At 68.5% G+C, this 26,375-nt stretch carries 26 protein-coding genes and 1 other RNA gene; 9 read left to right on the plus strand and 18 right to left on the minus strand.

The features are described 5' to 3' along the window. Positions 1 to 10: 10 nt before the first annotated feature. The 6 genes from ACIHCQ_RS25810 to ACIHCQ_RS25835 form a co-directional block, all read right to left on the minus strand. A complete protein-coding gene (locus tag ACIHCQ_RS25810; RefSeq protein ID WP_399666748.1) occupies positions 11 to 886 on the minus strand; it encodes an anti-sigma factor family protein in 876 nt (291 codons plus the stop codon). Beyond that, complete coding sequence (locus tag ACIHCQ_RS25815; protein ID WP_399666751.1) at positions 883 to 1,470, minus strand: sigma-70 family RNA polymerase sigma factor; 588 nt, start codon at positions 1,468 to 1,470, stop codon at positions 883 to 885. Before ACIHCQ_RS25815 ends, ACIHCQ_RS25810 begins: the two co-directional genes overlap by 4 nt. A 567-nt stretch (positions 1,471 to 2,037) precedes the next feature. Then, on the minus strand, positions 2,038 to 2,649 hold the full coding sequence (locus tag ACIHCQ_RS25820) for a CGNR zinc finger domain-containing protein (RefSeq protein ID WP_399666753.1): 612 nt from the start codon (positions 2,647 to 2,649) through the stop codon (positions 2,038 to 2,040). Positions 2,650 to 2,726: 77 nt separating this feature from the next. Continuing rightward, positions 2,727 to 3,866 (minus strand): uroporphyrinogen-III synthase, encoded by a 1,140-nt coding sequence (locus tag ACIHCQ_RS25825; protein WP_399666756.1) that lies wholly within the window; start codon positions 3,864 to 3,866, stop codon positions 2,727 to 2,729. 84 nt (positions 3,867 to 3,950) lie between these two features. After that, positions 3,951 to 5,294, minus strand: a complete 1,344-nt coding sequence (locus ACIHCQ_RS25830; RefSeq protein WP_399666759.1) for a nitrate/nitrite transporter — start codon at positions 5,292 to 5,294, stop codon at positions 3,951 to 3,953. Between the two features lie 265 nt (positions 5,295 to 5,559). Next, positions 5,560 to 6,594 carry a LysR family transcriptional regulator gene (locus ACIHCQ_RS25835; protein ID WP_399666762.1) on the minus strand — a complete coding sequence of 345 codons (1,035 nt, stop codon included), beginning with the start codon at positions 6,592 to 6,594 and terminating at the stop codon, positions 5,560 to 5,562. Positions 6,595 to 6,677: 83 nt separating this feature from the next. Between ACIHCQ_RS25835 and ACIHCQ_RS25840 the strand changes: the two genes are divergently transcribed. From ACIHCQ_RS25840 to ACIHCQ_RS25865, 6 genes are all read left to right on the plus strand, one after another. After that, positions 6,678 to 8,036 carry an MFS transporter gene (locus ACIHCQ_RS25840; protein WP_399666765.1) on the plus strand — a complete coding sequence of 453 codons (1,359 nt, stop codon included), beginning with the start codon at positions 6,678 to 6,680 and terminating at the stop codon, positions 8,034 to 8,036. A gap of 210 nt (positions 8,037 to 8,246) precedes the next feature. After that, entirely contained in the window at positions 8,247 to 9,542 is a 1,296-nt protein-coding gene (locus ACIHCQ_RS25845; RefSeq protein WP_399666768.1) for an extracellular solute-binding protein, read from the plus strand. Then, positions 9,539 to 10,447, plus strand: a complete 909-nt coding sequence (locus ACIHCQ_RS25850; protein ID WP_399666771.1) for a carbohydrate ABC transporter permease — start codon at positions 9,539 to 9,541, stop codon at positions 10,445 to 10,447. Before ACIHCQ_RS25845 ends, ACIHCQ_RS25850 begins: the two co-directional genes overlap by 4 nt. Positions 10,448 to 10,557: 110 nt before the next feature. After that, on the plus strand, positions 10,558 to 11,379 hold the full coding sequence (locus tag ACIHCQ_RS25855; RefSeq protein ID WP_399666907.1) for a carbohydrate ABC transporter permease: 822 nt from the start codon (positions 10,558 to 10,560) through the stop codon (positions 11,377 to 11,379). 29 nt (positions 11,380 to 11,408) lie between these two features. Then, positions 11,409 to 13,622 carry an alpha-xylosidase gene (yicI, locus tag ACIHCQ_RS25860; protein WP_399666773.1) on the plus strand — a complete coding sequence of 738 codons (2,214 nt, stop codon included), beginning with the start codon at positions 11,409 to 11,411 and terminating at the stop codon, positions 13,620 to 13,622. A 23-nt stretch (positions 13,623 to 13,645) separates the two neighbouring features. After that, a complete protein-coding gene (locus tag ACIHCQ_RS25865; protein ID WP_399666776.1) occupies positions 13,646 to 14,653 on the plus strand; it encodes a LacI family DNA-binding transcriptional regulator in 1,008 nt (335 codons plus the stop codon). A gap of 66 nt (positions 14,654 to 14,719) precedes the next feature. Here the strand turns inward: ACIHCQ_RS25865 and ssrA are convergent. The 5 genes from ssrA to ftsE all read right to left on the minus strand — a co-directional run bounded on the left by ssrA (position 14,720) and on the right by ftsE (position 18,605). Beyond that, positions 14,720 to 15,107: a transfer-messenger RNA gene (ssrA, locus tag ACIHCQ_RS25870) on the minus strand. Positions 15,108 to 15,228: 121 nt separating this feature from the next. Next, positions 15,229 to 15,708, minus strand: a complete 480-nt coding sequence (gene smpB / locus ACIHCQ_RS25875; RefSeq protein ID WP_399666779.1) for an SsrA-binding protein SmpB — start codon at positions 15,706 to 15,708, stop codon at positions 15,229 to 15,231. Positions 15,709 to 15,726: 18 nt separating this feature from the next. After that, a complete protein-coding gene (locus tag ACIHCQ_RS25880) occupies positions 15,727 to 16,890 on the minus strand; it encodes a S41 family peptidase (protein ID WP_399666781.1) in 1,164 nt (387 codons plus the stop codon). Between the two features lie 67 nt (positions 16,891 to 16,957). Further along, positions 16,958 to 17,875, minus strand: a complete 918-nt coding sequence (gene ftsX / locus ACIHCQ_RS25885) for a permease-like cell division protein FtsX (RefSeq protein ID WP_399666784.1) — start codon at positions 17,873 to 17,875, stop codon at positions 16,958 to 16,960. A gap of 40 nt (positions 17,876 to 17,915) precedes the next feature. Continuing rightward, positions 17,916 to 18,605 (minus strand): cell division ATP-binding protein FtsE, encoded by a 690-nt coding sequence (gene ftsE, locus ACIHCQ_RS25890; RefSeq protein ID WP_399666787.1) that lies wholly within the window; start codon positions 18,603 to 18,605, stop codon positions 17,916 to 17,918. Between the two features lie 269 nt (positions 18,606 to 18,874). Between ftsE and ACIHCQ_RS25895 the strand changes: the two genes are divergently transcribed. After that, positions 18,875 to 19,069, plus strand: coding sequence for a hypothetical protein (locus ACIHCQ_RS25895; protein WP_399666790.1), 195 nt, complete (start codon positions 18,875 to 18,877; stop codon positions 19,067 to 19,069). Positions 19,070 to 19,154: 85 nt separating this feature from the next. On the opposite strand, the gene ACIHCQ_RS25900 is transcribed toward ACIHCQ_RS25895, so the two are convergent. The 4 genes from ACIHCQ_RS25900 to ACIHCQ_RS25915 all read right to left on the minus strand — a co-directional run bounded on the left by ACIHCQ_RS25900 (position 19,155) and on the right by ACIHCQ_RS25915 (position 22,121). Next, complete coding sequence (locus ACIHCQ_RS25900) at positions 19,155 to 19,859, minus strand: hypothetical protein (RefSeq protein ID WP_399666793.1); 705 nt, start codon at positions 19,857 to 19,859, stop codon at positions 19,155 to 19,157. A 280-nt stretch (positions 19,860 to 20,139) separates the two neighbouring features. After that, positions 20,140 to 21,246 carry a peptide chain release factor 2 gene (prfB, locus tag ACIHCQ_RS25905; protein WP_399666796.1) on the minus strand — a complete coding sequence of 369 codons (1,107 nt, stop codon included), beginning with the start codon at positions 21,244 to 21,246 and terminating at the stop codon, positions 20,140 to 20,142. 153 nt (positions 21,247 to 21,399) lie between these two features. Next, positions 21,400 to 21,768 carry a helix-turn-helix domain-containing protein gene (locus ACIHCQ_RS25910; RefSeq protein WP_399666799.1) on the minus strand — a complete coding sequence of 123 codons (369 nt, stop codon included), beginning with the start codon at positions 21,766 to 21,768 and terminating at the stop codon, positions 21,400 to 21,402. Next, positions 21,765 to 22,121 carry a type II toxin-antitoxin system RelE/ParE family toxin gene (locus tag ACIHCQ_RS25915; RefSeq protein ID WP_399666910.1) on the minus strand — a complete coding sequence of 119 codons (357 nt, stop codon included), beginning with the start codon at positions 22,119 to 22,121 and terminating at the stop codon, positions 21,765 to 21,767. Before ACIHCQ_RS25915 ends, ACIHCQ_RS25910 begins: the two co-directional genes overlap by 4 nt. 177 nt (positions 22,122 to 22,298) lie before the next feature. On the opposite strand from ACIHCQ_RS25915, the gene ACIHCQ_RS25920 reads away from it, so the two are divergent. After that, a complete protein-coding gene (locus tag ACIHCQ_RS25920; RefSeq protein WP_399666802.1) occupies positions 22,299 to 23,132 on the plus strand; it encodes a Scr1 family TA system antitoxin-like transcriptional regulator in 834 nt (277 codons plus the stop codon). Then, positions 23,114 to 23,386, plus strand: coding sequence for a DUF397 domain-containing protein (locus tag ACIHCQ_RS25925; protein WP_399666805.1), 273 nt, complete (start codon positions 23,114 to 23,116; stop codon positions 23,384 to 23,386). Before ACIHCQ_RS25920 ends, ACIHCQ_RS25925 begins: the two co-directional genes overlap by 19 nt. Here the strand turns inward: ACIHCQ_RS25925 and ACIHCQ_RS25930 are convergent. From ACIHCQ_RS25930 to ACIHCQ_RS25940, 3 genes are read right to left on the minus strand one after another with little or no spacing between them, the layout of a single operon-like run. Continuing rightward, entirely contained in the window at positions 23,376 to 24,092 is a 717-nt protein-coding gene (locus ACIHCQ_RS25930) for a DNA alkylation repair protein (RefSeq protein WP_399666807.1), read from the minus strand. The two genes, ACIHCQ_RS25925 and ACIHCQ_RS25930, sit on opposite strands and share 11 nt — an antisense overlap. Before the next feature lie 48 nt (positions 24,093 to 24,140). Further along, positions 24,141 to 25,022 carry a carbohydrate ABC transporter permease gene (locus tag ACIHCQ_RS25935; protein ID WP_399666810.1) on the minus strand — a complete coding sequence of 294 codons (882 nt, stop codon included), beginning with the start codon at positions 25,020 to 25,022 and terminating at the stop codon, positions 24,141 to 24,143. Continuing rightward, on the minus strand, positions 25,019 to 26,371 hold the full coding sequence (locus ACIHCQ_RS25940) for a carbohydrate ABC transporter permease (RefSeq protein ID WP_399666813.1): 1,353 nt from the start codon (positions 26,369 to 26,371) through the stop codon (positions 25,019 to 25,021). Before ACIHCQ_RS25940 ends, ACIHCQ_RS25935 begins: the two co-directional genes overlap by 4 nt. Between the last annotated feature and the right edge of the window lie 4 nt (positions 26,372 to 26,375).

Consider the following 26,375-nt stretch of genomic DNA (forward strand, 5'->3'; position numbering starts at 1 on the left):
GGCGTATCTGTCAGGCTTCGACCTTGACCAGTACCTTGCCGTCGGACGTGCGGATCAGGAAGTAATCGACGTCGTTCGTCGCCATCGCCGTGCCGCCGTGGACGTAGAGCGGCTTCTTGGCCGCCTCGACGGTGCTGTCCGCGATGCCGTAACCCTGCGGCGGCACCGACCACGAGGGGCCGATCTCCTCCTCGCCGGTCTTGGAGACGGCGACGAGCTGGCACTTGAGCGGGCCCTTGACGTTCTTCACTTCGACACCGAGGTCGGTGCCCCAGAGCTTCGTGTCCATGCCGACGGTCGCGCTGACCTTGGTCGCCGCGTCCGTCGCCTGGAACTTCGTCTTCATCTGCTTGAAAGAGTCCTCGGCCGTGATGGTGAGCGGGGTGGCCACGCTTCCCTTTGTGCCGTCGTCCCCCGTGAGGGTGATCGCGGCGGTGGGACCGCCGATGATCAGCGCCGCGGCTGCCGCGACGAGATACATCCCGCGCCGGCGCTTGGCCGCCCGCTTGGCGGCGACCTCGTCCAGAAGACCGCCGAGCAGCCGCGGGCTGGGCGCGCTGGGCACGACGGGGACGAGCCTGGGCGGCTCGTAGCCCCCTGCGGGCGTACCGCGCTTCCCGCGCAGCCCCGGCACATCCGTCATACCGCGCATCCCGGGCAGATTCGCCACATTGGACTGCGGCATGGGCATGGGCATGGGCGGGGCCGGTGCCTCCGCCAGCATGGCCAGCATCGGCTCCATCCCGGAGAACTCTTCGAGGTGGCCGGCGCAGATGTCGCAAGCCGCCAGATGGGCCTCGAAGGCGGAGGCGTCCGCGTCGTCCAGGATGCCGAGAACGTACGCACCGACAGCGTCGTGTACGGATTCCTGCTCATACATGGTCATGCCGTGACCCCCCTCTCCTCCAGAGCGAGCTTCATGGAACGCAGCGCGTAGAACACGCGGGACCGTACGGTCCCGCTGGGTATGCCGAGTGTCTCGGCAGCCTCATTGACCGTGCGCCCCTTGAAATACGTCTCGACCAACACTTCCCTGTGAGCGGGCGTCAAATCTTCGAGCGCATCAGAGAGCGTCATCAGCCACAACGCCTTGTCGATCTCGTCCTCCGCGGGCATGACCTCCAGCGGCGACGGATCGACCTCCTGCGGCCGGGCCTGCCGGCTGCGGTGACCGTCGATGACGATGCGGCGTGCCACCGTCACCAGCCAGGGTCGGACAGAGCCGGTCGCTCGGTTGAGCTGACCGGCGTTCTTCCAGGCACGGATGAGCGTCTCCTGTACGACGTCCTCGGCGCGCTGGCGATCACCGGCGACGAGGCGAAGTACATAGGCAAGCAAAGGACCCGCATGTTCGCGATACAGGGCACGCATGAGTTCCTCGTCAGGTGCTGAGGAGTCGATACGTGGCTTCTCGCTGCGATGTCGTGCCCTTTGCGGACGGTCATCGGCCACGGTCGCATCCTTGCGCACCTGAACCTCCCGGTCGAGACCCTGATTTCGGCTGACTGCTTCTCCCCGATCAGTACGGGGGGCGCAGTTGCATCACTCAATGCGCGCGGAAATACTTCCAAGATCTTTTACGGGGCGTTGACACCCTGTCAACCGGCTGGGGAGCTGGGCCGATTCTGGCCCCGTGCCCCGTGCCGCCCTGGGGCTCCGCCAGGCTGACTTTGGCCCCCGGGCCCTGGTCGGGGGCGCTGCCCCGAACCCGCTCCCTACGCCCTGGCGGGCGTGGGGGACCCCCAGCGCCTCAATCGCCGGCGGGGCTGAAGTTGCCGGTGGGCCCGGCCCTTCTCGGGCGCGGGAGTTGGCCCGCCCCCCGCGCCTCAAACTCCCCCATAGCCTTCGGCATGGGGGGGTGCCCCCAGCGAGGCTTGGGTTCCTGGCGAGTGAGCCGAAGGGGCGCGGCGCTGTCGAAAGTGGAGAGCGCGCGGAGGCCCCCGAGGAACGAGGGGGTCGAGCACGGTCGACCGTCGACAGGGTCTTAGGCGCCCCGGTGGGGGTCCCCCCGCCGAAGGTAGGGGGAGAACCGAGCCCTCAGAAAAGGGGCGCTCGCGCCACAGCCGCCCTGCGTCGGTGTCTGGCGACCCGTTCGCGGTTGCCGCAGACCTCGCTGGAGCACCAGCGCCGACGCCTCCCCCGCGACGTATCCAGGTATACGCGGCGGCAGTTGTCGCCCTCGCACTGCCGCAGCCCGGCCCGGGCCACCGGGTCGGTCAGCAGCTCCACGGCGTCGCGCGCGACGGCGGCGAGCAGCGCGTGGCAGTCGGGCGCCGCGCTCAGCGTGCGGGTGAGTGAGCCGTCGGCGGCGCGTACGGCGTGGATGCCGGGCGGCGGTGTGGCGGCGAGGGCGTTGACGCGTTCCAGCGCGGATTCGGCGTACCGGCCGTCGATTTCGGCCCGTACCAGTTGGCCGACACAGTCGCGGAGTTCGACGAAGCGGGTCGCCCACTGGCCGTCGACGGCCCCGAGCGGCGTCCCCGCGGGCACCACTCCCGCGCCCAGCAGCCATTGCCCCAGCCGTCCGGGTTCCGCGAGCGGCTCGCTTCTGCCGGGGGCGGGCGGCGAGGTCGCCACCAGATCCAGGCAGACGCGCCCGGAGTCGAACCGCCAGTCGTACGAGGCCGCGCCCGCCGCGCCTGCCGTCATGCGCCTGTCACCGCCTCGGGAGGGGAGGGTGCCATGCCCATCCCAGAGTGCCCCTCCTGGGGCGTACTCGGAACCCCTCAGGCGTCGGCGTACTTGGTGTCGGCGGACGGGTCCAGCGCCAGCCGGTAGCCGCGCTTGACCACCGTCTGGATCAGCTTGGGCGCGCCGAGCGCCGTACGCAGCCGGGTCATGGCGGTCTCGACGGCGTGCTCGTCGCGGCCCGCGCCCGGCAGGGCACGCAGCAGGTCCGCCCGCGAGACGACCCAGCCGGGCCGCTTCGCCAGGGCGCGCAGCAGGGCCATGCCCGCGGGCGGCACGGGGCGCAGGTCGGCGTCGACCAGGACCGCGTGGCCGCGGATCTGGACCTGGTAGCCCGCGATCGGCAGCGTACGGGCGCGGGCGGGCAGTTCCACGCCGAGCACCTGGACCAGCGGGCCGAGCCGGAACCGCGCCGGCTGGACCGTGGAGACGCCGTGGGCCTGGAGCGGCAGCGCGGTGACCGGACCCACGCAAACGGCCAGCACATCGTGGTCGAGGGCGCGCAGGAACTCGGCCAGCTGCCCACGGGTCTCGGCGCGGGTGAGCAGCGAGGCGGCGGCCGGCGCGCTGGTGAAGGTGATGGCGTCCAGGCCGCGCGTCAGGGCAGCGTCCAGCAGCCGGTCGAGCGGGGCGAGGTCCTCCGGGGGCATCCACCGGTAGACGGGTACGACGACGACATCCGCGCCCCCGGCCCGTAGCGACTCGACGAAGCCGGGCAGCGGCTCGCCGTGCAGCTGGAGCGCGATACGGCGGTCCTCGACGCCCTCCGCGAGCAGCCGGTCGAGCACCTCGGCCATGGACTCGGAGGCCGGGGACCACTCCTCGGTGAGCCCAAGGGCGCGGATCGCGCCCTTCACCTTGGGCCCGCGCGCCAGCAGCTCGACGCCGCGCAGGGCGCCCAGCAGCTCCTCGCCGAATCCCCAGCCGTCCGCGGCCTCGATCCAGCCGCGGAAACCGATCGCGGTGGTGGCGACCACGACGTCGGGCGCGTGGTCGATGAGTTCCTTGGTGGCGGCCAGTAGCTCCGCGTCGTCGGCGAGGGGCACGATGCGCAGCGCGGGCGCGTGGAGGACGGCTGCGCCGCGGCGGCAGAGCAGCGCGCCGAGCTCGTCGGCGCGCCGGGCGGCGGTGACGCCGACCGTAAATCCGGCGAGTGGTCCGTGCTGGTGGTCCTGCATGCGTCGTCCCAAGTCGTGCGGATGGTGCGAACCGAGCCTGCCAACGGGGCGTGACGGACTCGGTTCGTCCAGATTTCCCCGGTGTTACACCTCTGCGTAGCTGAGCTGCGGGTTCTTGGCCTCCGCGACCGGTTCCGCGGTGGTGGCGGGGCGGCGAAGGTATACCGCCCATGTGAGGGCGAAACAGACGGCGTAGAAGCCGAGGAAGGCGACGAAGGCGGAGGTTCCGGTGCCCGCGGTCAGGAAGGACTGGCGGAAGGCGAGGTTGATGCCGAGCCCGCCGAGCGCGCCCACCGCGCCGATGAGGCCCATGGAGGCGCCGGACAGCCGCCGCCCGTATGTCGCCGCGGCCTCGCCGGTCATGCCCATCGCGACGGCCTTCGCCTGGAAGATGCCCGGGATCATCTTGTACGTGGAGCCGTTGCCGAGGCCGCTGAGTACGAAGAGGGCGATGAACGCGGTGGTGAACAGCGCCAGCGACTCCTGGACGGAGGCCAGGATGACGACCGACGTGGCCGCTCCCATCCCGAGGAAGTTCCACAGGGTGATGCGGGCGCCGCCGAGGCGGTCTGCGAGCCAGCCGCCGACCGGCCGGATCAGCGAGCCGAGCAGCGGTCCGATGAACGTGATCGACGCGGCCTGCAGCGGTGTGCGCCCGAACTGCGTCTGGAGGACCAGACCGAAGGCGAAGCTGTAGCCGATGAAGGACCCGAAGGTGCCGATGTAGAGGAAGGACATGATCCAGGTGTGCGGATCGCGTACGGCTTCCTTGGCCGCGCCGGTGTCGTTCTTGACCGGGGCGAGGTTGTCCATGAAGAGCGCGGCACAGATCGCGGAGACCGCGATGAGCGGGATGTAGATCCCGAGGAGCACCCGCGGCCCCCCTGCCGCGCCGATGACCGCGAGCGCGATCAGCTGGATGACGGGCACCCCGATGTTGCCGCCGCCCGCGTTCAGCCCCAGCGCCCAGCCCTTCTTCCGCAGCGGGAAGAAGGAGTTGATGTTGGTCATGGAGGAGGCGAAGTTTCCGCCGCCCACGCCCGTGAGCATCGCGACCAGCATGAAAGTGGTGTACGAAGTCCCGGGCTCCATCACCACGAAGGCGGCGATGGTGGGCAGGAGCAGCATCGAAGCGGCGATGATCGTCCAGTTACGGCCGCCGAAGCGGGCCACAGCGAAGGTGTAGGGGATCCGGACGAAGGCCCCGACCAGCGTGGCCATGCCCACCAGGAAGAACTTCCCGGCCGGGTCGATCCCGTACTGCGGTCCCATGAACAGGACCATGACCGACCACAGGGTCCAGACGGAGAACCCAATGTGCTCGGACAGGATCGAGAAGATCAAATTACGCCGGGCGATCCGCTCGCCCCCGGACTCCCAGAAAGCCTGGTCCTCTGGGTCCCACTTTTCGATCCACCGACCAGCCATCACGTGCCTCCACGGGTATCGGGTACTGGAAGCGACGCTACGAAAGGCGCGTTTCAGCCGGGTGGCGTGAGGTGACCGGAGCGAAACCTTGCTCTCACCCGGCCGACATGGCGTGTGTGAGCCTTATCCCCGGACGACGCGGACAACCCGGATAACGCGGACAATGGGGCCGTTCGGCCACAGCCGAGGCGGCGGATCTGTGTGCCGCGGCCTCCCGGTCTCATCGACGAACACCGGCCCGTCGGAGCCCGCCCTGCTGAGCCGCTTATTGTCGCGTGGAAGGTTCGGCGGGCGCCGTTCGAAGCGGGTCAGCTCCGGGAAGACGTACGCCTTTGCGCCACAACGGGTTCATCAGCGCCCTGTCCTGCTCCGGCAGCCACGACCCAACCGGACGACGGAGCCAGCCCTGCGCGGCGGCGAGCTCGCGGGCGGCGGCGAGCAGGGCGTCGAGCCCCGCGTGACGCAGTCCCTTTGACCACACCAGCGATATGGGCGACAGCGGTACGGGGTCGGCGAGCGGCCGTACGACCATACCGGGGACGGCGATGAACTCCGTGCTCGCCAGCACCGACCAGCCGCGCTTGCGGACCACCCGGACGAACTCCTCCGCCCCGGCGATCTCGGGGAACGGGGCGGCCATCCTGATCCCGTGTTCGGCGAAGAGCTCCGCGGCCAGCGAGGTCCACTCGGCGGTGGCCGGGTTGCCCGCTCCCGCGTAGAGGGTCTCCCCCGCCAGCGCGGCCACCGGGACCTCGCCGAGCCCGGCGAGGCGGTGCGCATCGGGCAGCAGCACGGCCATCGGCTCGTACCGGACGGGGTGGTGGTCGAGCCGGGCCCGTACGGCCGGGTCGAGACCCGCGACCCGGCCGAAGGCGACGTCGAGCCTGCCCGCGAGGATCTCGGCGGCGGCGCCGGTCAGCCCACTGTGGAACCGGGCGACGAGCTCCAGCTCGGGCACGGCCCGCCGGGCTTCCTGGAGGACGCGGTGGGCGGTGCTGACGGGCGCGCTCACATCGACGAGCAGTGGCCGCGCGTCACCGCGGGCGGCGGCCAGCAGCTCGTCCTGCGCCTGCAGCACGCGCCGGGCGTACGGGAGGAGCCGCTCGCCGTCGGCGGTGAGGCTCACCTGCCGGGTGGTCCGTACGAACAACTCGACGCGCAGCTCGCGCTCCAGGCGGCGGATGTCACGGCTGAGGGCCTGCTGGGCGGTGTAGAGGCGGGCGGCGGCACGGGTGAAGTGGAGCTCGTCGGCGAGGGCGGCGAAGGCGCGGAGGAGCCGGGGGTCGAGGTGCGGGGGCATGGCGGGAATTTACAACGGGAGTGCGTGAATGGGGGCGGGGAGGGTGTTGGACCCGGGGGTGCGGGTGCGGCGAGTGTTGCGGGATGCCGCAATCACCTGATGCCTCCATCTGGGGCTCCGCCCCAGACCCCGTACCGCCCTTCGGGCTGTGTCCTCAATCGCCGGACAGGCTGGAGAATCCAGCCCCGCCGGCGATTGAGGCGCGGGGTCTGGGGCTGAGCCCCAGCTCGGGCCCGACGCAGCGCCCCGACAAGGCCCCGCCACCCGCCGGCTACCGCCGCCTCTTCGCGCCCCCCGGCGCCCCCGCCTTCACCGCCGGGAACCTCCTCGCCCGCCTCCCCATGGGCATGTTCAGCGTCAGCGCCGTCATCATGATCGCCGGGACCCGCGGCTCCTACGCCCTCGCCGGCGCCGTCACCGCCACCGGTCTCGCCGTCACCGCGCTCGTCGCGCCCTGGATCGCGCGGCTCGTGGACCGGTACGGGCAGGCCCGGGTCGCCGTGCCCGCCGCCGCCCTCGCCGTGCTCGGGTCCCTCACGCTGCTGCTCTGCGTACGCCTCGGCGCGCCCGACTGGACGCTCTTCGCCGCGTACGCCGCGACCGCCACCACCCCCAACACCGGCGGCATGTCCCGCGCCCGCTGGGCCCATCTCCACCGGGGCGACGCGGCCATGCTGCACACCGCGAACTCCTTCGAGCAGGCCGCCGACGAGCTGTGCTTCATGCTCGGCCCGGTGCTCGCCGCGTTCCTGTGCGCCGCGCTCTTCCCGGAGGCGGGCACCCTCACCGGCGCGGTCCTGCTGCTGACCGGCGTGCTGATCTTCGCCGCCCAGCGCGCCACCGAGCCGCCGGTCGCCCCCCGCGCACAGAGCCCATCGCCCATACGCACACCGGGCATACCCGCCCTCCTCGTCGCCTTCCTCGCCTTGGGCGCGGTCTTCGGCTCGATGGAGGTCGTCACGATCGCCTTCGCGGACGACCAAGGGCACACGAGCGCCGCGGGCGCGGTGCTCGGGCTCCAGGCCGCCGGATCGGGCGCGGCGGGACTCGCGTACGGCAGGTTCCGCCCGGCCACGGGCCTGCCCCGGCGCCTGCTGATCTGCGTCGCCGCGATGACCGTGCTGATGTCCCTGCCGCTGCTCGCCGCCACCACCGGCTCGCTGCTCCTCCTGTCCGGGGCCCTGCTCCTGGCCGGGATGGCGACCGCCCCGACGATGGTCACCGGGATGACGCTCATCCAGCGCCGCACCCCCGAGGCCCGCCTGAACGAGGGCATGACGCTCACCGTGACCGCCCTGCTCGGCGGCATCGCGGCCGGTTCGGCGAGCGGCGGCTGGGTGGTCGAGCACGCCGGGGCGACAGCCGGATACGCCGTGCCGGTGTCCGCCGCGGCGCTCGCCCTGGCGATCTCCGCCGCCGGAGCCGCCTCACGTACCGCCTGACGTACCGCCTCACAGACGGCCTCACGTACCGCCTGGCGTAGCGGCACGCACTCGCACCCCCAGACATATCACCTCACAGCGAATTTGTTAACACCATTGACATATCGCTGACCCCGGCCTAGCTTCTGCGTCGAATCGCTTCGACGGATGAATCGAATCGCTTCGACAATCGCGCAACCGCGCACCGATCCAACCCCCGGGAGACAGCGCATGTTGAAGGCACGGAGATGGGCGGGCCTGCCGGCCGCCGCCCTGGCGGCATCACTGCTTCTCACCGGGTGCGGTGGCTCGGACGACAGCGCCACGGGCGACGGCAAGACACTCCGCCTCTGGCACTACGAGGGCCCCGACAGCGCCATGGCCATCGCCTGGAACGAGGCGATCAAGGAGTTCAAGGCCAGTCACCCGGGCGTCGAGGTGAAGTTCGAGGAGAAGGGCTTCGAGCAGATCCAGAAGACCGCTCCGATGGTCCTCAATTCCAGCGAGGCCCCGGACCTGCTGGAGTACAACAAGGGCAACGCGACGGCCGGCCTGCTCTCCAAGCAGGGCCTGCTGACCGACCTCTCCCCCGAGGTCACCAAGCGCGGCTGGGACAAGGCGCTGAGCCCCAGTGTCCGTACGACCAGCCAGTACGACGCCCAGGGCGTGATGGGCTCCGGCAAGTGGTACGGAGTGCCCAACTACGCCGAGTACACGATGGCGTTCTACAACAAGGATCTCTTCAAGCAGCACGGCGTCAAGGTCCCCACCACCGTCGCCGAGCTGACCACGGCGCTGGAGACCTTCAAGTCCAAGGGCATCACCCCGCTCGCCAACGCCGGCGCCGAGTACGTGGCGCACCAGCTCGTCTACCAGCTCGCGCTCTCCAAGGCCGACCGCGACTGGGTCGACCGCTATGAGCTGTACAAGGGCAAGACCGACTTCCACGACGCCGCCTGGACCTACGGCGCCGAGACCTTCGCGGACTGGGTGAAGAAGGGCTACATAGCCAAGACATCGAGCTCCGCCAAGGCCGAGGACGCCGGTACCGCCTTCATCTCGGGCAAGAACCCGATCCTCTTCTCCGGCAGCTGGTGGTTCGGCCGCTTCCAGGCGGATGCCAAGTTCAACTGGGACACCTTCCTGTGGCCCGAGTCGAAGCTGACCCTCGGCTCCGGCGGCAACCTCTGGGTGGTCCCCAAGGGCGCCAAGAACAAGCAGCTCGCCTACGACTTCATCGACATCACGATGAAGAAGGCGAACCAGAACCTGCTCGGCAACAAGGGCGGCGTCCCGGTCGCCGCCGACGCCGCCGCGATCACCGACCCCAAGTCCAAGGGCCTGATCACCAACTTCAACACCCTCTCGCAGAACGACGGACTGGCCTTCTACCCGGACTGGCCCGTGCCCGGCTTCTACGACGTACTGGTCTCCGAGACCCAGAAACTGATCACCGGCAGCGCCAAGCCCGACGAGTACCTCGACGCGCTCCAGAAGGCGTACGACGCGGGCGTGCCGAAGCAGTGAAGACACGAACCCGACCGGCACCTCAGCCCTCATACGCGCTCTACCTGCTCCCGGGCGGGCTGGCCTTCCTCGCCGTCATCGTCGTCCCGTTCCTGATGAACACGGGCGTCAGCTTCACCGACTGGCAAGGGGTCGGCGACGCCAACTGGATCGGCCTGGACAACTACCGCAGACTCGCCGAGGATTCGGCCTTCTGGGAGTCCTTCCGGCACAGCCTGGCGATGGTCGTGGCGATGGCGGTGATCCCCACCACCGTCGGCCTGGTCCTGGCCGCCGCGCTCTTCGACTTCGTCGGCAAGCACTTCGGCTCCCGCTGGGCGGCCGTGCTGCGCGCCTGCTTCTACCTTCCGCAGGTGCTGCCGATCGCGGTCGCGGGCATCGTCTGGTCCTGGGTCCTCGCCCCCGAGGGCGGCACGGTCAACGAGCTGCTGGCCGCGGTCGGCCTGGAGTCGCTCCAGCAGGACTGGCTGGGCGACCCGGACATCGCGATGTACAGCGTGATGGCCGTGATGGTGTGGGTGCAGCTCGGGTTCCCGCTCGTCATCTTCATGGCGGGTCTGGGGCGCGTCGATCCGGCCCTCTACGAGGCGGCCGAGCTCGACGGGGCGTCGTGGTGGCGACGGTTCTGGCACGTCACCCTGCCCCAGATCCGCCCGGAGATCTATGTCGTCATGCTCTGGTGCACCATCGCCGCGCTCAAGGTCTTCGGCGCGGTGTACGTACTGACCAAGGGCGGCCCGGGCGGAGCCACGAACGTCCCCTCGTACTTCTCCTTCCAGAACTTCTTCGAGAAGACGCAGGTGGGATACGGCTCCGCGGTCGCGACCGTCCTCACCCTGATCATCATGGCGCTCGCGATCGTTGCCCTGCGCCTGCAGACCCGCGCAGAGGACGAGGCCCAGTGACCGCCGCGAAAGTAACCTCCGCGAAGACCACCGCGCAGACGACCGCGCAGACCACCGCCGGGAAAAGGGGCGCCGGGAGAATGCCCTCCGGGAAGAGGGACGCCCCGAAAATGCGCGCCGCGCAGAAGTACCCGGTACTGGTCGCACTGATCATCGGCGCGCTGTTCATGATCGCGCCGTTCCTGATCGTCGCCATCAACGCGGTCAAGTCCCCCGCCGAGTATTCGGCCAACGGCCCGCTCGCCCTGCCCGAGGGTCTCTATCTCGACGGCATCCAGGACTTCTGGGTGCGCGTCGACTTCGGCCAGAAGCTCTTCAACTCGGTACTGATCTCGGGGTCGGTGGCCGTCCTCGCGGTCATCCTGTCCGTACTGACGGCGTACGCCATCGGCATCGGCCGGATCAAGGGGCGGCCCTGGATCCTCGCCTTCTTCGTGCTGGCGAACATGCTGCCGCAGGAGGCCCTGGTCTACCCCGTCTACTACCTCTCCAAAGAGGCGGGCCTGTACGACACCCGGCTCAGCGTGATCATCGTCTTCACCGTCGTGCAGTCCGCGTTCGGCACCTATCTGCTCTCCTCCGTCCTCAGCTCCTTCCCCCGCGAGATCATCGAGGCGGCGCGGATCGACGGAGCGAACTCCTGGCAGGTGCTCTGGCGGATCGTCGTCCCGGTCAGCCGCCCCACCATCGGTGTGCTGATGGTCTTCTTCTTCATCTGGACCTGGAACGAGTTCCTGCTGCCGCTGGTGATGCTGATCTCCAACGACAACCAGACGGTGTCGGTCGCCCTCGGCGTCCTGCAGGGCCAGCGGCTGATGGACGCCACCATGACGAACGCGGCTGCCCTGCTCGGTGTCCTGCCCGCTCTCGTCTTCTTCCTTGTCTTTCAGCGGACGCTGACCCGCGGCATCGCCGTGGGCTCGGTCAAGTAGCCCCCCACAGCTCACGTAAGGGTGTGCCGATGAAGTTCACCGACGGATACTGGCTCCTGCGCGAGGGAGTCAGCGCCGCCCATCCGGTCGAAGTCCTCGATGTCACCACCGCGGACGGCGCCCTTCAGATCCATGCCCCCACCAAACCCATCCGCCACCGCGGCGACCTCCTCAAGGGCCCGGTCGTCACCGTCTCCTGCCACTCCCCGATGCCCGATGTCATCGGCGTGACCCTCACCCACTTCGAGGGCGATGTGGAGCGCGGCCCCCGATTCGGCCTCGCACAGCAGGATTTCGAGGCCGAGGTGTTCTGCGACGACGAGCAGGCCACCCTCACCTCCGGCGGCCTCAGCCTCCGCGTCGCCCGCACCGGCCCCTGGCGGCTCGACTTCCAGGCCGGCGGCCGCACCCTCACCACCAGCGGCGCCAAGGGCATGGGCATCATGCAGGACGGCGAGGGCCGCCACTTCCTGCGCGACCAGCTGGATCTGCGCGTCGGCACGAGCGTGTACGGGCTCGGCGAACGCTTCGGCCCGCTCGTCAAGAACGGCCAGGTCGTGGACTCCTGGAACGCGGACGGCGGCACCGCCACCGAACAGGCCTACAAGAACGTGCCGTTCTACCTCACCGACGCGGGCTACGGCGTCTTCGTCGACGACCCCGGCCGGGTCTCCTTCGAGGTCGGCTCGGAGACGGTCTCGCGCGTGCAGTTCAGCGTCGAGCGGCAGTCCCTCACGTACTACGTCATCCACGGCCCGACGCCGAAGGAGATCCTGCGCAAGTACACCGCCCTCACCGGCCGCCCGGCGCTGCCGCCCGCCTGGTCCTTCGGCCTGTGGCTGTCGACGTCCTTCACGACGTCGTACGACGAGGAGACGGTGACCAGCTTCATCGAGGGCATGGCCGAGCGCGAGCTCCCGCTCTCCGTCTTCCACTTCGACTGCTTCTGGATGCGCGAGTTCAACTGGTGCGACTTCGAGTGGGACCCGCGGGTCTTCCCCGACCCCGAGGGCATGCTGAGCCGCCTCGGTGACCGGGATCTGCGGATCTCCGTCTGGATCAACCCGTACATCGCCCAGCGCTCCCCGCTCTTCGCGGAGGGCCGCGAACACGGTTATCTGCTGAAGAAGCCGGACGGCGGCGTCTGGCAGTGGGACCTGTGGCAGCCGGGCATGGCGCTGGTGGACTTCACCAACCCGGACGCCTGCGCCTGGTACGCGGGCAAGCTGGAGGCCCTGCTCGCCATGGGGGTCGACTGCTTCAAGACCGACTTCGGCGAGCGCATCCCCACCGACGTCACGTACTTCGACGGCTCGGACCCCGAGCGGATGCACAACTACTACACCTACCTCTACAACAAGACCGTCTTCGACGTGCTGAAGAAGCACCGCGGCGAGGGCGATGCGGTCGTCTTCGCCCGCTCGGCGACCGCGGGCGGCCAGCAGTTCCCGGTCCACTGGGGCGGCGACTGCGAGGCCACGTACGAGTCCATGGCCGAGTCGCTGCGCGGCGGGCTCTCGCTGGGCCTGTCCGGCTTCGGCTACTGGAGCCATGACATCGGCGGCTTCGAGGGCACGCCCGAACCGGCGCTGTTCAAGCGCTGGACCGCCTTCGGACTGCTCTCCTCGCACAGCAGGCTGCACGGTTCCTCCTCGTACCGGGTGCCGTGGCTGTTCGACGAGGAGGCGGTGGACGTGCTGCGGCTGTTCACCCGCCTCAAGCTGCGCCTGATGCCGTATCTGTACGAGGCGGCGCGCACCGCGCACACCGACGGCACCCCGATGATGCGTGCCATGGTCCTCGAATTCCCCGACGACCCGGCCTGCGCGCATCTGGAACGCCAGTACATGCTGGGTCCCGATCTGCTCGTCGCGCCGGTCTTCTCCGACGACGGGGACGTCTCGTACTACGTGCCCAAGGGCACCTGGACCCACTTCCTGACCGGGGAGAAGGTCACCGGGCCCCGCTGGGTGCACGAGCGGCACGGTTTCCTGAGCGCGCCGGTGCTGGTGCGTCCCGGGGCCGTGATCCCGGTCGGCGCGGCCGACGACCGGCCCGACTACGCGTACGAGGACGGGGTGACGCTGCGGGCGTACGAGCTCGCGGACGGCGCGGAAGTCACGGTACGTGCCGGGACCGCCACGTTCACCGTCGTACGGGACGGGGACGCGGACGGGGACGCTCTGCGTACGACGCCCGGCGAGGGTGTCGCCCCCGGCAGCTGGTCCACCGAGCTGCACTGAGCCAGACGGACATCACAGACATCATGGTCAAGATCACAGATGTGGCTCGGCACGCCGGGGTCTCCGCGAGCACCGTCTCGTACGCCCTGAGTGGCAAGCGCCCCATCTCCGAGAAAACCCGCCGCCGCATCGAGGCGAGCATCCTGGAACTGGGTTACCGGCCGCACGCGGGGGCCCGCGCGCTCGCCAGCAGCCGCTCCAAGGTGCTGGCCCTGGTGGTGCCGCTGCGGGCCGGCATTCATGTCTCCGTGGTCACGCGGTTCGCGGTCGCCGTGGTGACGGCGGCACGGCGCTACGACCACGATGTGCTGCTGCTCACACAGGAGGAGGGCGAGGACGGACTGCGCCGGGTCGCCGACAGCGCGCTCGTCGACGCGCTGATCGTCATGGACGTCCAGCTCCACGACACGAGGCTGCCGCTGCTGCGCAGGCTGGACCGGCCCTCCGTCCTGATCGGCTTCCCCGCCGACCCGGCCGGGCTCACCTGCATCGACCTCGACTTCCAGGCCGCGGGCGAGGTCTGCGTGGAGCAGCTGGCGCTGCTGGGTCACCGCTGTGTGGCGCTGGTCGGTTCGCCGCCCGCCGTGTATGTACGGGAGACGGGCTTCGCGCAGCGCGTGGTCCGCGGCTTCACGGCTGCCGCCGACCGGCATGGGCTCACCTCGTCCGTACACCCGTGCGAGGCGACACCGGCGGCGGCGCGGGAGCTGGCCGAGCGGCTGCTGCGCGGGCATCCGGCGCTGACGGGTGTGGTCGTCCACAACGAACCGGTGGTGCAGCCGCTGATCGAGGCCTTCCAGGCGCTGGGCCGGCGGGTGCCGCAGGACATGTCGGTGGTGGCGATCTGCCCGGACGAACTCGCGGTGCGGGGCCCGCTGCCCTTCACATCGGTGGCGATCCCGGGGGCCGAGGTGGGTGCCGGGGCGGTGGATCTGCTGATGCGGAAGCTGGCGGGGGTCCAGGTCCCGGAGGCGACGCTGCTGGCGCCGCGTCTGACGCTGCGCGCGTCGACGGCTCCGAGACAGGACTGATACGACGAAGGCCCGGCTGTCCGTGGGGACAGCCGGGCCTTCGTCTTCAAGCATCAAACATGGGAATCGTGGAGATGGCGGGAATCGAACCCGCGTCCAACGGTGCAGAATCAGGGCTTCTCCGAGTGCAGTTCGCTGCGCTTTTCTCGGCCCCGGAGATCACGCGAACAAGTCTCCGACGGGCTCAGTCACTGTTTGATTTCCCTCCAGGCCCCGTGACCGGGTCTAGAGGTTTAGTTCCCTAGTTGATGCCAGGATCCGGGTCGGGAACAGCCCCGGGCTGACACTCCGCAGAGTCTTCGCTTAGCTGCTGATTAGGCAGCGAGGGCGAAGGCGGAGGAATCGCGCTTAGAAGTGGCGATTATTGTTTGCGACATATGGTTAACGAGATCATTGCCGCTTCCTCGACTCGCTTCCCCTGCTTCGACATCCGCTGTCGAAACCGATCATCCCCATGTTGATTTTTCAAGGTGGTGCCTGGTGGTGCCTGCCCCGTCTCCGGGGCGTAGGCGCCATCGTACGTTAACAGCGCAGGACGGTGCCAGCATATTCCCGGGGGCCGACCCGCGAGCGGATCAGGCCCGCTGCCGCCGCTTCACCGCCGAGATCGCGCGGTCCGTCTCCCGCCGGTCCTGCTTCTCCCGCAGCGTCTGCCGCTTGTCGTACTCCTTCTTGCCCTTGGCCAGCGCGATCTCGATCTTGGCCCGGCCGTCCTTGAAGTACATCGCCAGCGGCACGATCGTGTGCCCCGTCTCCTGCGACTTCGACTCCAGCTTGTCGATCTCCAGCCGGTGCATCAGCAGCTTCCGCTTGCGCCGCGCGGCATGGTTGGTCCAGGTGCCCTGCGTGTACTCGGGGACGTGCACGTTGTGCAGCCACGCCTCGTGGCCGTCGATCTGGACGAAGCCGTCCGTCAGCGAGGCACGCCCCTGGCGCAGCGACTTCACCTCGGTACCCGTCAGCACGAGACCGCACTCGTAGGTGTCGATGATGAGGTAGTCGTGCCGCGCCTTCTTGTTCTGCGCGATCATTTTGCGCCCTGTTTCCTTAGCCATAGTGCGTTCATTTTCGCACTAAGACCCGCCCCCGAGGCCACTCAATACTGTCTGGGCCTGTTCCTCGGGCTGTTCGCCCGCCGCGAGGTCCGGTGTGATGCCCGTGCCGTCGACGTCGTGGCCCGCCGGAGTGCGGTAATGCCCGACGGTCAGTTCGGCCACCGAACCGTCCGGCAGGCGGCTGGGCATCTGCACCGAGCCCTTGCCGAAGGTGCGCGAGCCGACGGTGATGGCCCGGCCCCGGTCCTGGAGCGCCCCGGTGACCAGCTCGGCGGCGCTCATGGTGCCGCCGTCGACCAGCGCGACCACGGGCCTGTCGGTATCCCCGCCCGGCGCCGCGTACAGCGCGCGCTGCTCGCCCCGCATGTCGTACGTGGCGACCAGGCCGCCGTCCAGGAAGGCCGAGGCGGCCGTGACGGCCTCGGTGACCAGGCCGCCGGCGTTGCCCCGCAGATCGAGCAGAACCCCGGCGCCCTCGGGGGCGTCCCGCACCGCGTCGCGTACGCGCGTGCCCGAGCCCTTGGTGAAGGAGTCGACCTTGATCACGACGGCCCCGCCGTCGAGGCGGTGGACGGTGACCGGTTCGATGGTCAGCGTGGTGCGCCGAAGCGCCTCGGCCCAGATCCGGCCGTCGCGCTCCAGGCCCAGGACCACGCGCGTACGGTCCCCGCCGCGCAGCAGCGCCACGACCTCGGTGACGGGGCTGGACTCGATCCGGCGGCCGTCGATCGTACGGAGCCGGTCGCCCGCCCTGATGCCCGCCTTGGCGGCCGGGCCGCCGGGCTGGACCCGGGTGATCTCCACCCGGCCTTCGGCGGCGCGCCTGGCGCTCACGCCGACGCCGGTGTACTCGCCGTCGAGGGCCTGCTCGAACTCCTCGTACTCGTCCTTGTCGTACACCGCGCTCCAGCGGTCCCCGCTGCGGCTGACGACGCCCTCGGCCGCCTTCGTGGCGGACTTGCCGTCGGCCATGGCCTCGGTGGCGGCACGGGTGACGGCTTCGCCGTCGACGGTCGCGGCGGCAGCGGCGGCGCGGACGGACGGCGGGCGGGCGGCTTCCTCGTCGTCGCGCGGCAGGTGGTCGGTGGCCGCGGCGGTGGCGAGCACGCTCGTGAAAAGCAACGTCAGGGCCGCCCCGCGGCAGATGCCGCGGGGCCGAGAGCTGAACTCCGGGCCCGGCATGGCGCCGAGTCTAGGACAACGCCGAGCACCGGACGGCTGGTTGGCGGTACCACGCCAAGGGCGCTTGTCACACCTTGAGGTACTTGCGCAGAACGACGAAAGCGGCCATGGCGGGCATCAGCAGCCCGATCGCGATCACGAGCGGCAGCTTGGTGAGCACCGCGTCCCAGCCTATGAAGTTGACGAGTGGCATCTTGTCGGCAAGCGCCAGACCGTGATCGATCATGAAGTAACGGCCCACCATCAACAGGCCACAGGCGACCACGCCCCCCAGCAGACCGGCGAAAGCGGCCTCCATGATGAACGGCAGCTGGATATAGAAACTGGAGGCTCCCACCAGCCGCATGATGCCGGTCTCACGCCTGCGGCTGAACGCCGAAACACGCACGGTGTTGACGATCAGCATCAGGGCGATCACCAGCATTAGCCCCATCACGCAGATCGCGGCGACCCGCATGCCCTTCATCATCTCGAAGAGGCTGTCCAGGGTGTCGCGCTGATCCTGGACGGACTGCACACCGTCCCGGCCGGCGAAAGCCGTGGTGACCACCTTGAACTTCTCCGGATTGTCCAGCTTGACTCGGAACGACTCCTGCATCTGGTCCGGCGTAAGGATGGTGGCGATGGGAGTGTCGCCGTACTCCTCCCGGTAGTGCTTGTACGCCTCTTCGGCCGTCTCGTGATGGACGGTCGAGACGATGTCCATCTTCTTGAGGTCGCCCTCGATCTGCTGCTTCTGCTGAGCGGTGACAGCGCCCTTGGCGCACTTGGGCGTCGTCGCCGCGTCATTCTTGTTGCAGAGGAAGATCGAGACGTTGACCTTGTCGTACCAGAAGTCCTTCATCGTGCTGACCTGCTGGCTCATGAGCAGAGCACCGCCGAAAAGGGCCAGCGAAAGGGCTACGGAGACAATCACGGCGAAGGTCATCGTGAGATTGCGGCGGAGACCGACACCGATCTCCGAGAGTACGAACTGGGCGCGCATGGCGAGTCTTTCAGCCTTTCAGTCGGGTCGCTCTACGTGCTCAGTGCTGGTAGCCGTAGACGCCGCGAGCCTGGTCGCGTACGAGACGGCCCTGTTCGAGTTCGATGACGCGCTTGCGCATCTGGTCGACGATGTTCTGATCGTGCGTCGCCATGATCACGGTGGTGCCGGTGCGGTTGATCCGGTCCAGCAGCTTCATGATGCCGACGGAGGTCTGCGGGTCGAGGTTGCCGGTCGGCTCGTCCGCGATCAGCAGCATGGGGCGGTTGACGAAGGCCCGCGCGATCGCGACGCGCTGCTGCTCACCGCCGGAGAGCTCACCGGGCATCCGGTCCTCTTTGCCGCCGAGACCGACGAGATCGAGGACTTGGGGCACGGCCTTGCGGATCTCACCGCGCGGCTTGCCGATGACTTCCTGCGCGAACGCCACGTTCTCGGCGACGGTTTTGTTGGGGAGAAGCCGGAAGTCCTGGAAGACGCAGCCGAGCTGGCGGCGTATCTGCGGCACCTTCCAGTTGGACAGGCGGGCCAGGTCCTTGCCGAGAACATGGACCATGCCCTGGCTGGCGCGCTCCTCGCGCAGTACGAGACGGAGGAAGGTCGACTTTCCGGAACCGGACGAGCCCACGAGGAAGACGAACTCTCCCTTGGCGATGTCGAGTGAGACTTCGCGCAGGGCTGGGCGGCTCTGCTTGGGGTAGGTCTTGGAGACGCTGTCGAATCGGATCACGGGTGCACCACGGTCGGCAGGGAATAGGTGTGCGTGACCTTACGCGACGGTGGATGGGGCGCGCAGTCGGCGTCCAGGGTTGCGTCTTTTGTCCGGTCGGAGAACGGGTATCGGCCGGTATCAGCCGCCGAGGAGCGCCGAAACTCGCGTCAGCTGGCACAGTGATAGGGGAACGCAGGGGAACAGTGGCGTTTCCCGGAGCGTTGTCATAAGAGAACTGTGCTCACGGTCCGCGTCTGCGGCGCCGGCGCGCGGGAGGAGGAAAGCGCATGACCTACGACCGACTGGTGTGCGCGAACTGCGCGGCCCCTGTGGTGGAGGGCCGCTGCCCGGTCTGCCGGGCGAACCGCGAGCGGCTGCAGCAGGAGGGCCCCTTCGGCGGCCTGAGCCCGGTGGCGGTGCTGACACTGCTGGTGCTGCTGATAGCGGCGGTGGTGCTGGTGGCGGCGCAGCAGACCGCGTAAGACGTACGGACGGACGTACGGAAGGGCCCGGAGTGCATCAGCACTCCGGGCCCTTCCGTACGTGCACGTGCTTTATCGCTGTCGCTTAGGCGACGGTACGGCCGCCACCAACGAGACGCGGCAGCATACGGAAGCCGATGCCACCGGCGATCATGGTCGCGGCGCCGATCAGCAGGAACGTGGTCTCGGCGGCGCCGGTCTCAGCCAGCTCCTCCTTGGCCACGCCCTGCTCGACCGGCTGGGAGCCGGCGCTGTCGGTGTCGGTGTTGTCGACGCACTCGGCACCGTCGAGGTCGACGGTGCAGGTACCGGCGTCGTCACCGTCGTCGTTGCCGTTGCCCGGGTTGCCGGTGGGCTGGTCCGTCGGCTTGTCGGTCGGCTTGTCCGTCGGCTTATCGGTGGGCTTGTCCGTCGGCTTGTCCGTCGGCTTATCGGTGGGCTTGTCGGTCGGCTTGTCCGTCGGCTTGTCCGTCGGCTTGTCCGTCGGCTTGTCGGTCGGCTTGTCGGTCGGCTTGTCCGTCGGCTTGTCCGTCGGCTTGTCCGTCGGCTTGTCCGTCGGCTTGTCCGTCGGCTCCGTCGCACCCGGGTCCGGGATCTCGGTGGGGTCCGCGTCGATACCGATACCGGCGTCAATGCCGTTCGCGTTGGCGTTGGCGCTCACTTCGAGGCCACCGGCGTTGATGTCGACACCAACGGCGGAAGCGACTCCGGCGGCGGTGAGCGAGGCACCGGCGGCAATCACGGCGCCGGCTGCTATCCGCGCTACACGGATCCGCATCTTCTTGGTCATCTGGCTGCTACCCCCAGTAGCTAATCGTGAATGGAGCAGCGTCCGGGGCAACTGCCGCTGGGGGTATTGCGCTTGGCCCCCGAACGCACGCGCCCCAGAGAAACGCATGCCGCGCGTCAGCCTTCCCAAGATTGGTAAACGCGTCAAGGTCGTTTGCGTGCGCGATGTCCGGAATCGGGCCACTTGCCTGGCCTGCACGGATGCAACTGTGACATAAAAAGGAACTGCCACCTGGGCGGCGGCAGTTCCCTTGTCGACAAAGCGACCTGAATATGACCCTCTACTTCTCCTGCTGCTTGCGCCAGCGAATGCCCGCTTCGAGGAATCCGTCGATCTCACCGTCAAGTACCGCTTGCGGGTTGCCGACTTCGAACTCCGTGCGCAGATCCTTGACCATCTGGTACGGGTGCAGAACATATGAACGCATCTGATTTCCCCAGGAGTTGCCGCCGTCGCCCTTGAGGGAGTCCATCAATGCCTGCTCCTCCTGGCGGCGGCGCTCAAGGAGCTTGGCCTGCAGGACGTTCATCGCGCTCGCCTTGTTCTGGATCTGGGAGCGCTCGTTCTGACAGGAGACGACGATGTTGGTCGGGATGTGCGTCAGCCGCACCGCGGAGTCGGTGGTGTTGACGCCCTGACCACCGGGGCCGGAGGCGCGGTAGACGTCGACGCGCAGCTCGGTCTCGTCGATCTCGATGTGATCCGTCTTCTCGACGACGGGCAGCACCTCGACGCCCGCGAAGGAGGTCTGGCGGCGGCCCTGGTTGTCGAAGGGCGAGATGCGCACCAGGCGGTGGGTGCCCTGCTCGACGGAGAGCGTGCCGTAGGCGTACGGCGCCTTCACCACGAAGGTGGTCGACTTGATGCCGGCCTCTTCCGCGTACGAGGTCTCGTAGACCTCGCTGGGGTAGCCGTGCCGCTCGGCCCAGCGCAGATACATGCGCTGCAGCCGCTCGGCGAAGTCGGACGCGTCGACGCCTCCGGCCTCGGCGCGGATGTTGACGAGCGCCTCGCGCTCGTCGTACTCGCCGGACAGGAGCGTACGTACTTCCATCTCGTCCAGCGCCTTGCGGACGGCGGCGAGCTCGGATTCGGCCTCACCCAGGGCGTCCGCGTCATCCTCGTCCTGAGCGAGCTCAAAGAGGATGGAGAGGTCGTCTATCCGGCCGCGCAGGGTCTCGGTCTTGCGCAGCTCGGCCTGGAGGTGGGAAAGCTTGCTGGTGATCTTCTGCGCCGCGTCCGGGTCGTCCCAGAGGGAGGGCGCCGCGGCCTGCTCCTCAAGCACGGCAATGTCGGCCCTCATCTTTTCGAGGTCCAGGACGGCCTCGATCGACCCCATGGTCGAGGAGAGGGACTTCAGCTCTTCGGATACATCGACGACTGCCACAGGTCCAGCGTAACGGCACGGCGGACAGAACCACGCTGGCCCAGCATGAAGAGGGCTCGCTGCCGCCTGGGTCCTGGGCCCGTAGCCGACGGGGGAGGGTTTCAACAGAGAGCCAGGGTCGATGGTGCGCTGCACCTTGGGAGCAGCCGTGGGTCAAGCCGCAGAGGAACGTCCATCCGGCGACGCCTCACCAGGCGGGCGATCGCCGTGCGCGGTGAAGACGAATCCGGAGGCATCGCCGTCCAGGTCAATGGTCAGCGACGCGTCCAGGGCCTTGGCCAGGCGCGTCAGCAGGGGCAGGGTCGGCACGGAATCGCCGCCCTCGATATTGGAGACCTGCGGCTGGGTCATCTCGGCGCGCCGGGCCAGTTCGGTCTGCGAGAGGCCCAGCGCGGTTCGCCTGTCATAGACGGCCTGGCCGAGCGCGAACGCATACCCGGCCTCGGTGTAAGCGGGGGACTCCTCAACCGTCTCACCCAGGAGCTTCCTGGTCCGCCGAGTCTTCCACTGGGAGTGGTTCACGGCTTCTCCTCCTTGATCCGGTCGTAGCCGTGCTGGGCGGGATCATGATCCGCTTGGCACAGCTTCTGGGCCTGCTGGGCGCGCTCGACTTCGGCGGCCTCGCGCTGTCTGGTCTTGCGGAACACCGTCAGCAGCACGATGCGCCGACCGGGTGCGAGCCAGTACGTGACACGCACGGCGTTGCCGTTCACGGTGAAGCGCAGCTCGCGGACCTTGCCACCGAGGTGGCGAGAGTAGGGCTCGCCCAGAGTCGTCGGCTCCGCCGCGAGCATGTCGGCTGCCCGTTCGGCCTTGTCGTACTGGCCATCCGGCAGAAGCTCCAGCCACTGCCGAACCTCCGACTCGATCTCGATCTGTCAGGACTCGGTCACAGACCGCGACTATATAGAAATCCATATGACGCCGCAGGGCGGCGGTGTTGCCCCCTGGTTTTCGAATTTCACTCTATGCATCACAGCGGTGACAATCCGCAGCTAATCTCAATGAGGTACGCGCACCACAACAGATGGGCAGCACAAGGAGGTTGAACCATGGCCAACGCTTCACGGCAGGCGGCTTGGGAGTTCTTCGGCACGGAGTTGAAGCGGTGCCGGGAGGAGGCGGGAATCACGCAGGCGGCGCTGGGCCTGCGGGTTTTCGTGTCCGGCGGGTACATCGGGCAATTCGAACAGGCCATTCGGAAGCCGCAATTGGATGTGGCACAGCGGATCGATGAGACGCTGAAAACCGGAGGCCTTTTCGAGCGGATGTGCCGGAAGCTGATCAACGACCGGCGGTACGCCGACTACTTCGCTCCGGTGGCGGAGCTGGAGCGGCTGGCGACGAAGATCTGCGAGTTCGCGCCGACGGTGGTGCCGGGTCTCCTGCAGACGCCTGCGTACGCACGGGCGGTCACGGTCGCGGCCAATCCGTTCGCCGCCAAGGAGTACGTCGACGAGACCGTCGGGGCCCGGCTTGAGCGGGCGGGCATCCTCAAGGACGCTACAAGGCCCGAGTACTGGGTGGTGCTGCACGAGTCGGTGCTGCGCATCCCGGTCGGCGGCCCAACCGCCATGGCGGAGCAACTGGAGCGCATCGCCACGCTGGCGCGGGAGTCGACGGTGCTGGTGATGGTGGTCCCGTACGCGGTGGGAGCCTGCGCCTCCATGGGCGGGATGCTGACGCTCATGGAGTTCGAGGACGCGCCACCAACCGCCTATACAGAGACCTCGTTTTCGGGGGAGCTGGTGGACGATCCGGCGGTGGTGAAGCGAGCCCAGCGCGCCTACGATCTGCTCAGGGTCGCCGCGCTGTCGCCGGAGGCGTCCCTGACCCTGCTGGAATCGGCGGCGGAGGACTACAGACGATGCGCGAGTACGACCTGAGCACCGCCCGCTGGCGGAAGAGCACCTACAGCAACGGCGAGGGCGGTAGCTGCGTCGAGGTGGCGTACGACTTCCCCGGCGCAGCCCCGTGGCGCAAGAGCACGCACAGCAATGGCGAGGGCGGCAACTGCGTCGAGGTCCTGGACAACGTCCCCGGCGTTATCCCCGTACGCGACAGCAAGACCCCCTCCGGCCCCGTCCTCGTCATCGGAGCCGCCGCCTGGACGGCGTTCGTCGGCAACGTCACCGGCTAGAGCGAGCCCTCACGAATCGTGCCCGCTCGGCCGGTGCGAGCCGCTCCGTCGCATAGCGCACGGTGATGCGCGGCAGCTCGGCGAGATGCCGTTCGAGGAACGCCACCATCAGCGGTCCGTCCCGGCGGCCGATCTCTCGCAGCATCCAGCCGAGCGCCTTGTGGATCAGCGGTTCCGGGTCCCGGCACAACGTGAGCGCCAAGCGAAGCGTCGGCTCGAAACGCCCCTCGCGTATCAGCGCCAGCGTGGCGACCACCGCGATCCTGCGGTCCCACAGCCACGACGACGCGGCCAGTTCGTCCAGGACATCCAAGGTGTCCAAAGGCCCGTCCACCAGCCACGGCCCGAGCACGACATGCGCGGAACCGTCCACCAGGTCCCAGTTGTCCACACAGTCGGTACGCGCCAGATAGAAGTCAACCAAGGCCTTACGGTCCGCAGCGTGCGACGCCGTCCGCACCCGCTCGGCCAGGACGAGGAGGCCGGCGAACCGCTCCTCGTGGACACGGCTGTGCAGCAGCACATCCACATCGTCAAGCACCATGTCCCGGTACGTACGGGCCAGCTCGCGCAGCACCGGCACGCGAACGCCGAGCAGTTCGTCGTCGTCCGCAGGGGTGAGCACCCGCATGTGCTGTGCCCGGATCCCGGGCTCCGCCAGATCCCGCAGCTCGGCCCGCAAAGCCTTGAGCGAAACGATCGTCATAACGGCGGAGGTTAGCGGGGCGCGACCTGGGACGCGCCCCGCTTCCCGCTACTTGACCGCCCCCGCCATCGCACCCGTAACGAATTGCCGCTGGAACGCGAAGAACACCGCCAGCGGGATGATCATCGAGACAAACGCGCCCGGCGCCAGCACATCGATGTTGTTGCCGAACTGCCTCACCTGCCGCTGCAACGCCACCGTGATCGGCGCGCTCTCCGAGTCCGCGAAGATCAGCGCGACCAGCAGGTCGTTCCAGACCCACAGGAACTGGAAAATGCCCAGCGACGCGATCGCCGGGCCGCCCAGTGGCATGACGACGCGCGTGAACAGGCGGATCTCACCCGCGCCGTCCAGCCTCGCCGCCTCCAGCAGCTCCCTCGGGATCTGCGCGAAAAAATTCCGCAGCAGAAAGATCGCGAACGGCAGACCGAACGCGACATGGAAAAGGATCACGCCGATCGTCGTCTCGAAGATCCCGATCTTGCCGAACAGCTTGGACACCGGCACCAGGGCCACCTGGACCGGGACCACGAGGAGGCCGACGACCGCCATGAACCACCAGTCGCGGCCCGGGAAGTCCATCCACGCGAAGGCGTAACCGGCCAGCGAGCCGATCACCACCACCAGGACCGTCGCCGGGACGGTGATCATCACGGTGGAGAAGAGCGAGTCCCTGATCTCCTCGTTCTCCAGCAGCGACGAGTAATTCTCGGTGGTGATCTGCGCCGGCGCGGTGAACACCTTCCACCAGCCGCTCGCGCTGATGTCGGTCGGCCCGCGCAGCGAGGACACCAGCAGCCCGAACGTCGGCATCAGCCAGAACAGGGCCACCAGGATGAGGAACACCCGCATCACGCCACCGCCCGCGCGGGCCGTGATACGCGCCGGAAGGGACTGCTTCGCCTTCACCACACCCACGGTCGTGGTCATCGGCGGGCCTCCCTTCGCATCCTGCGGATGTTAAACAGCATCACCGGGACCACCAGCAACAGCAGGACCACGGCGATCGCGCTGCCCACCCCGAGATCCGCGTCCGTGCCGAACGACGAGCGGTACAGCTGGAGCGCCAGCACATTCGCGTCGTCCTGCGCCGAGCCCGGCGCGATGATGAAGACCAGGTCGAAGATCTTCAGCACATTGATCATCAGCGTGACCAGGACGACCGCGAGCACCGGCGCCAGCAGCGGGACGGTGATTTTGCGGAAGACCTGCCACTCGTTCGCGCCGTCCACCCGGGCCGCTTCGAGGAGTTCGCGTGGCATGCCCGCCAGGCCCGCCGCGATCAGCACCATCGCGAAGCCCGCCCACATCCACACGTAACTGCCGATGATCGCCGGGGTGACGAACGAAGGGCCGAGCCAGTTGACGCCGTTGTACGGCTCCCGAAAGTTCTCGGCGGGCAGCCGGAGCAGCGCGCCGTCCGCGGACGCGGGCAGCGTGAACGTACCGTCCGCGCCCGCCTGTGCCGAGGCCACGACCTTGCCGTCCTTGACCGCCTCCACCTTGATGCCCTTGAGCCCGAGCTCCTTGGCGTCGATGACGTTCGGTTTGCCGCCGCCGCCCTTGGTGAAGTCCAGCCAGGCGGTGCCGGTGATCTTCTCCCCGTTTTTCGGTTCCGCCGCCTTCGCGGGCTCGGCGTCGGACGGCATCTTGGCCGGCGCGACGCCCACCAGCGGCAGCTGGACCGGTGTGCCCGCCGTGACCGGATCCTTGGTGACGAACGCCCCGCCGCCCCCCGCCTTCAGCGGAGCCGCGGGCAGCGGATGCGCCTTGGGGTACCCCGCCGACTCGGCGAAGGTGTCATGGACACCCACCCAGACCGCGTTGGCCACGCCCCGCTCCGGGTCCTGCTCGTAGACCAGCCGGAAGATGATGCCCGCGGCGAGCATCGAGATCGCCATCGGCATGAAGACGATCAGCTTGAACGCCGTACCCCAGCGGACCCGTTCGGTGAGCACGGCGAATATCAGGCCCAGCGCCGTCGAGACAGTCGGCGCGACCACGACCCAGATCGCGTTGTTCTTGACGGCGGTGAGGATGGTGTCCTCGGTGAAAATCGCCTTGTAGTTGTCGATCCCGGCGAAGCCGTTGCCGGACTGGTCGAAGAAGGACCGGTAGAGCGAGTACCCGATCGGGTAGACCACGAGCGCGCCCAGCAGCACCAGCGCGGGCAGCAGAAAGCCGACCGCGATTGTTTTACGCGTGCCTGTCACACTCTTACGTTTGTCGACGGGAGGCGTCGGAACCGCCGAACCCCCCGCAGCGGCCGCGGTGGTCACCGCG

It is taken from the genome of Streptomyces sp. NPDC052236 (assembly GCF_044548015.1).
Taxonomy (GTDB): Bacteria; Actinomycetota; Actinomycetes; order Streptomycetales; family Streptomycetaceae; genus Streptomyces.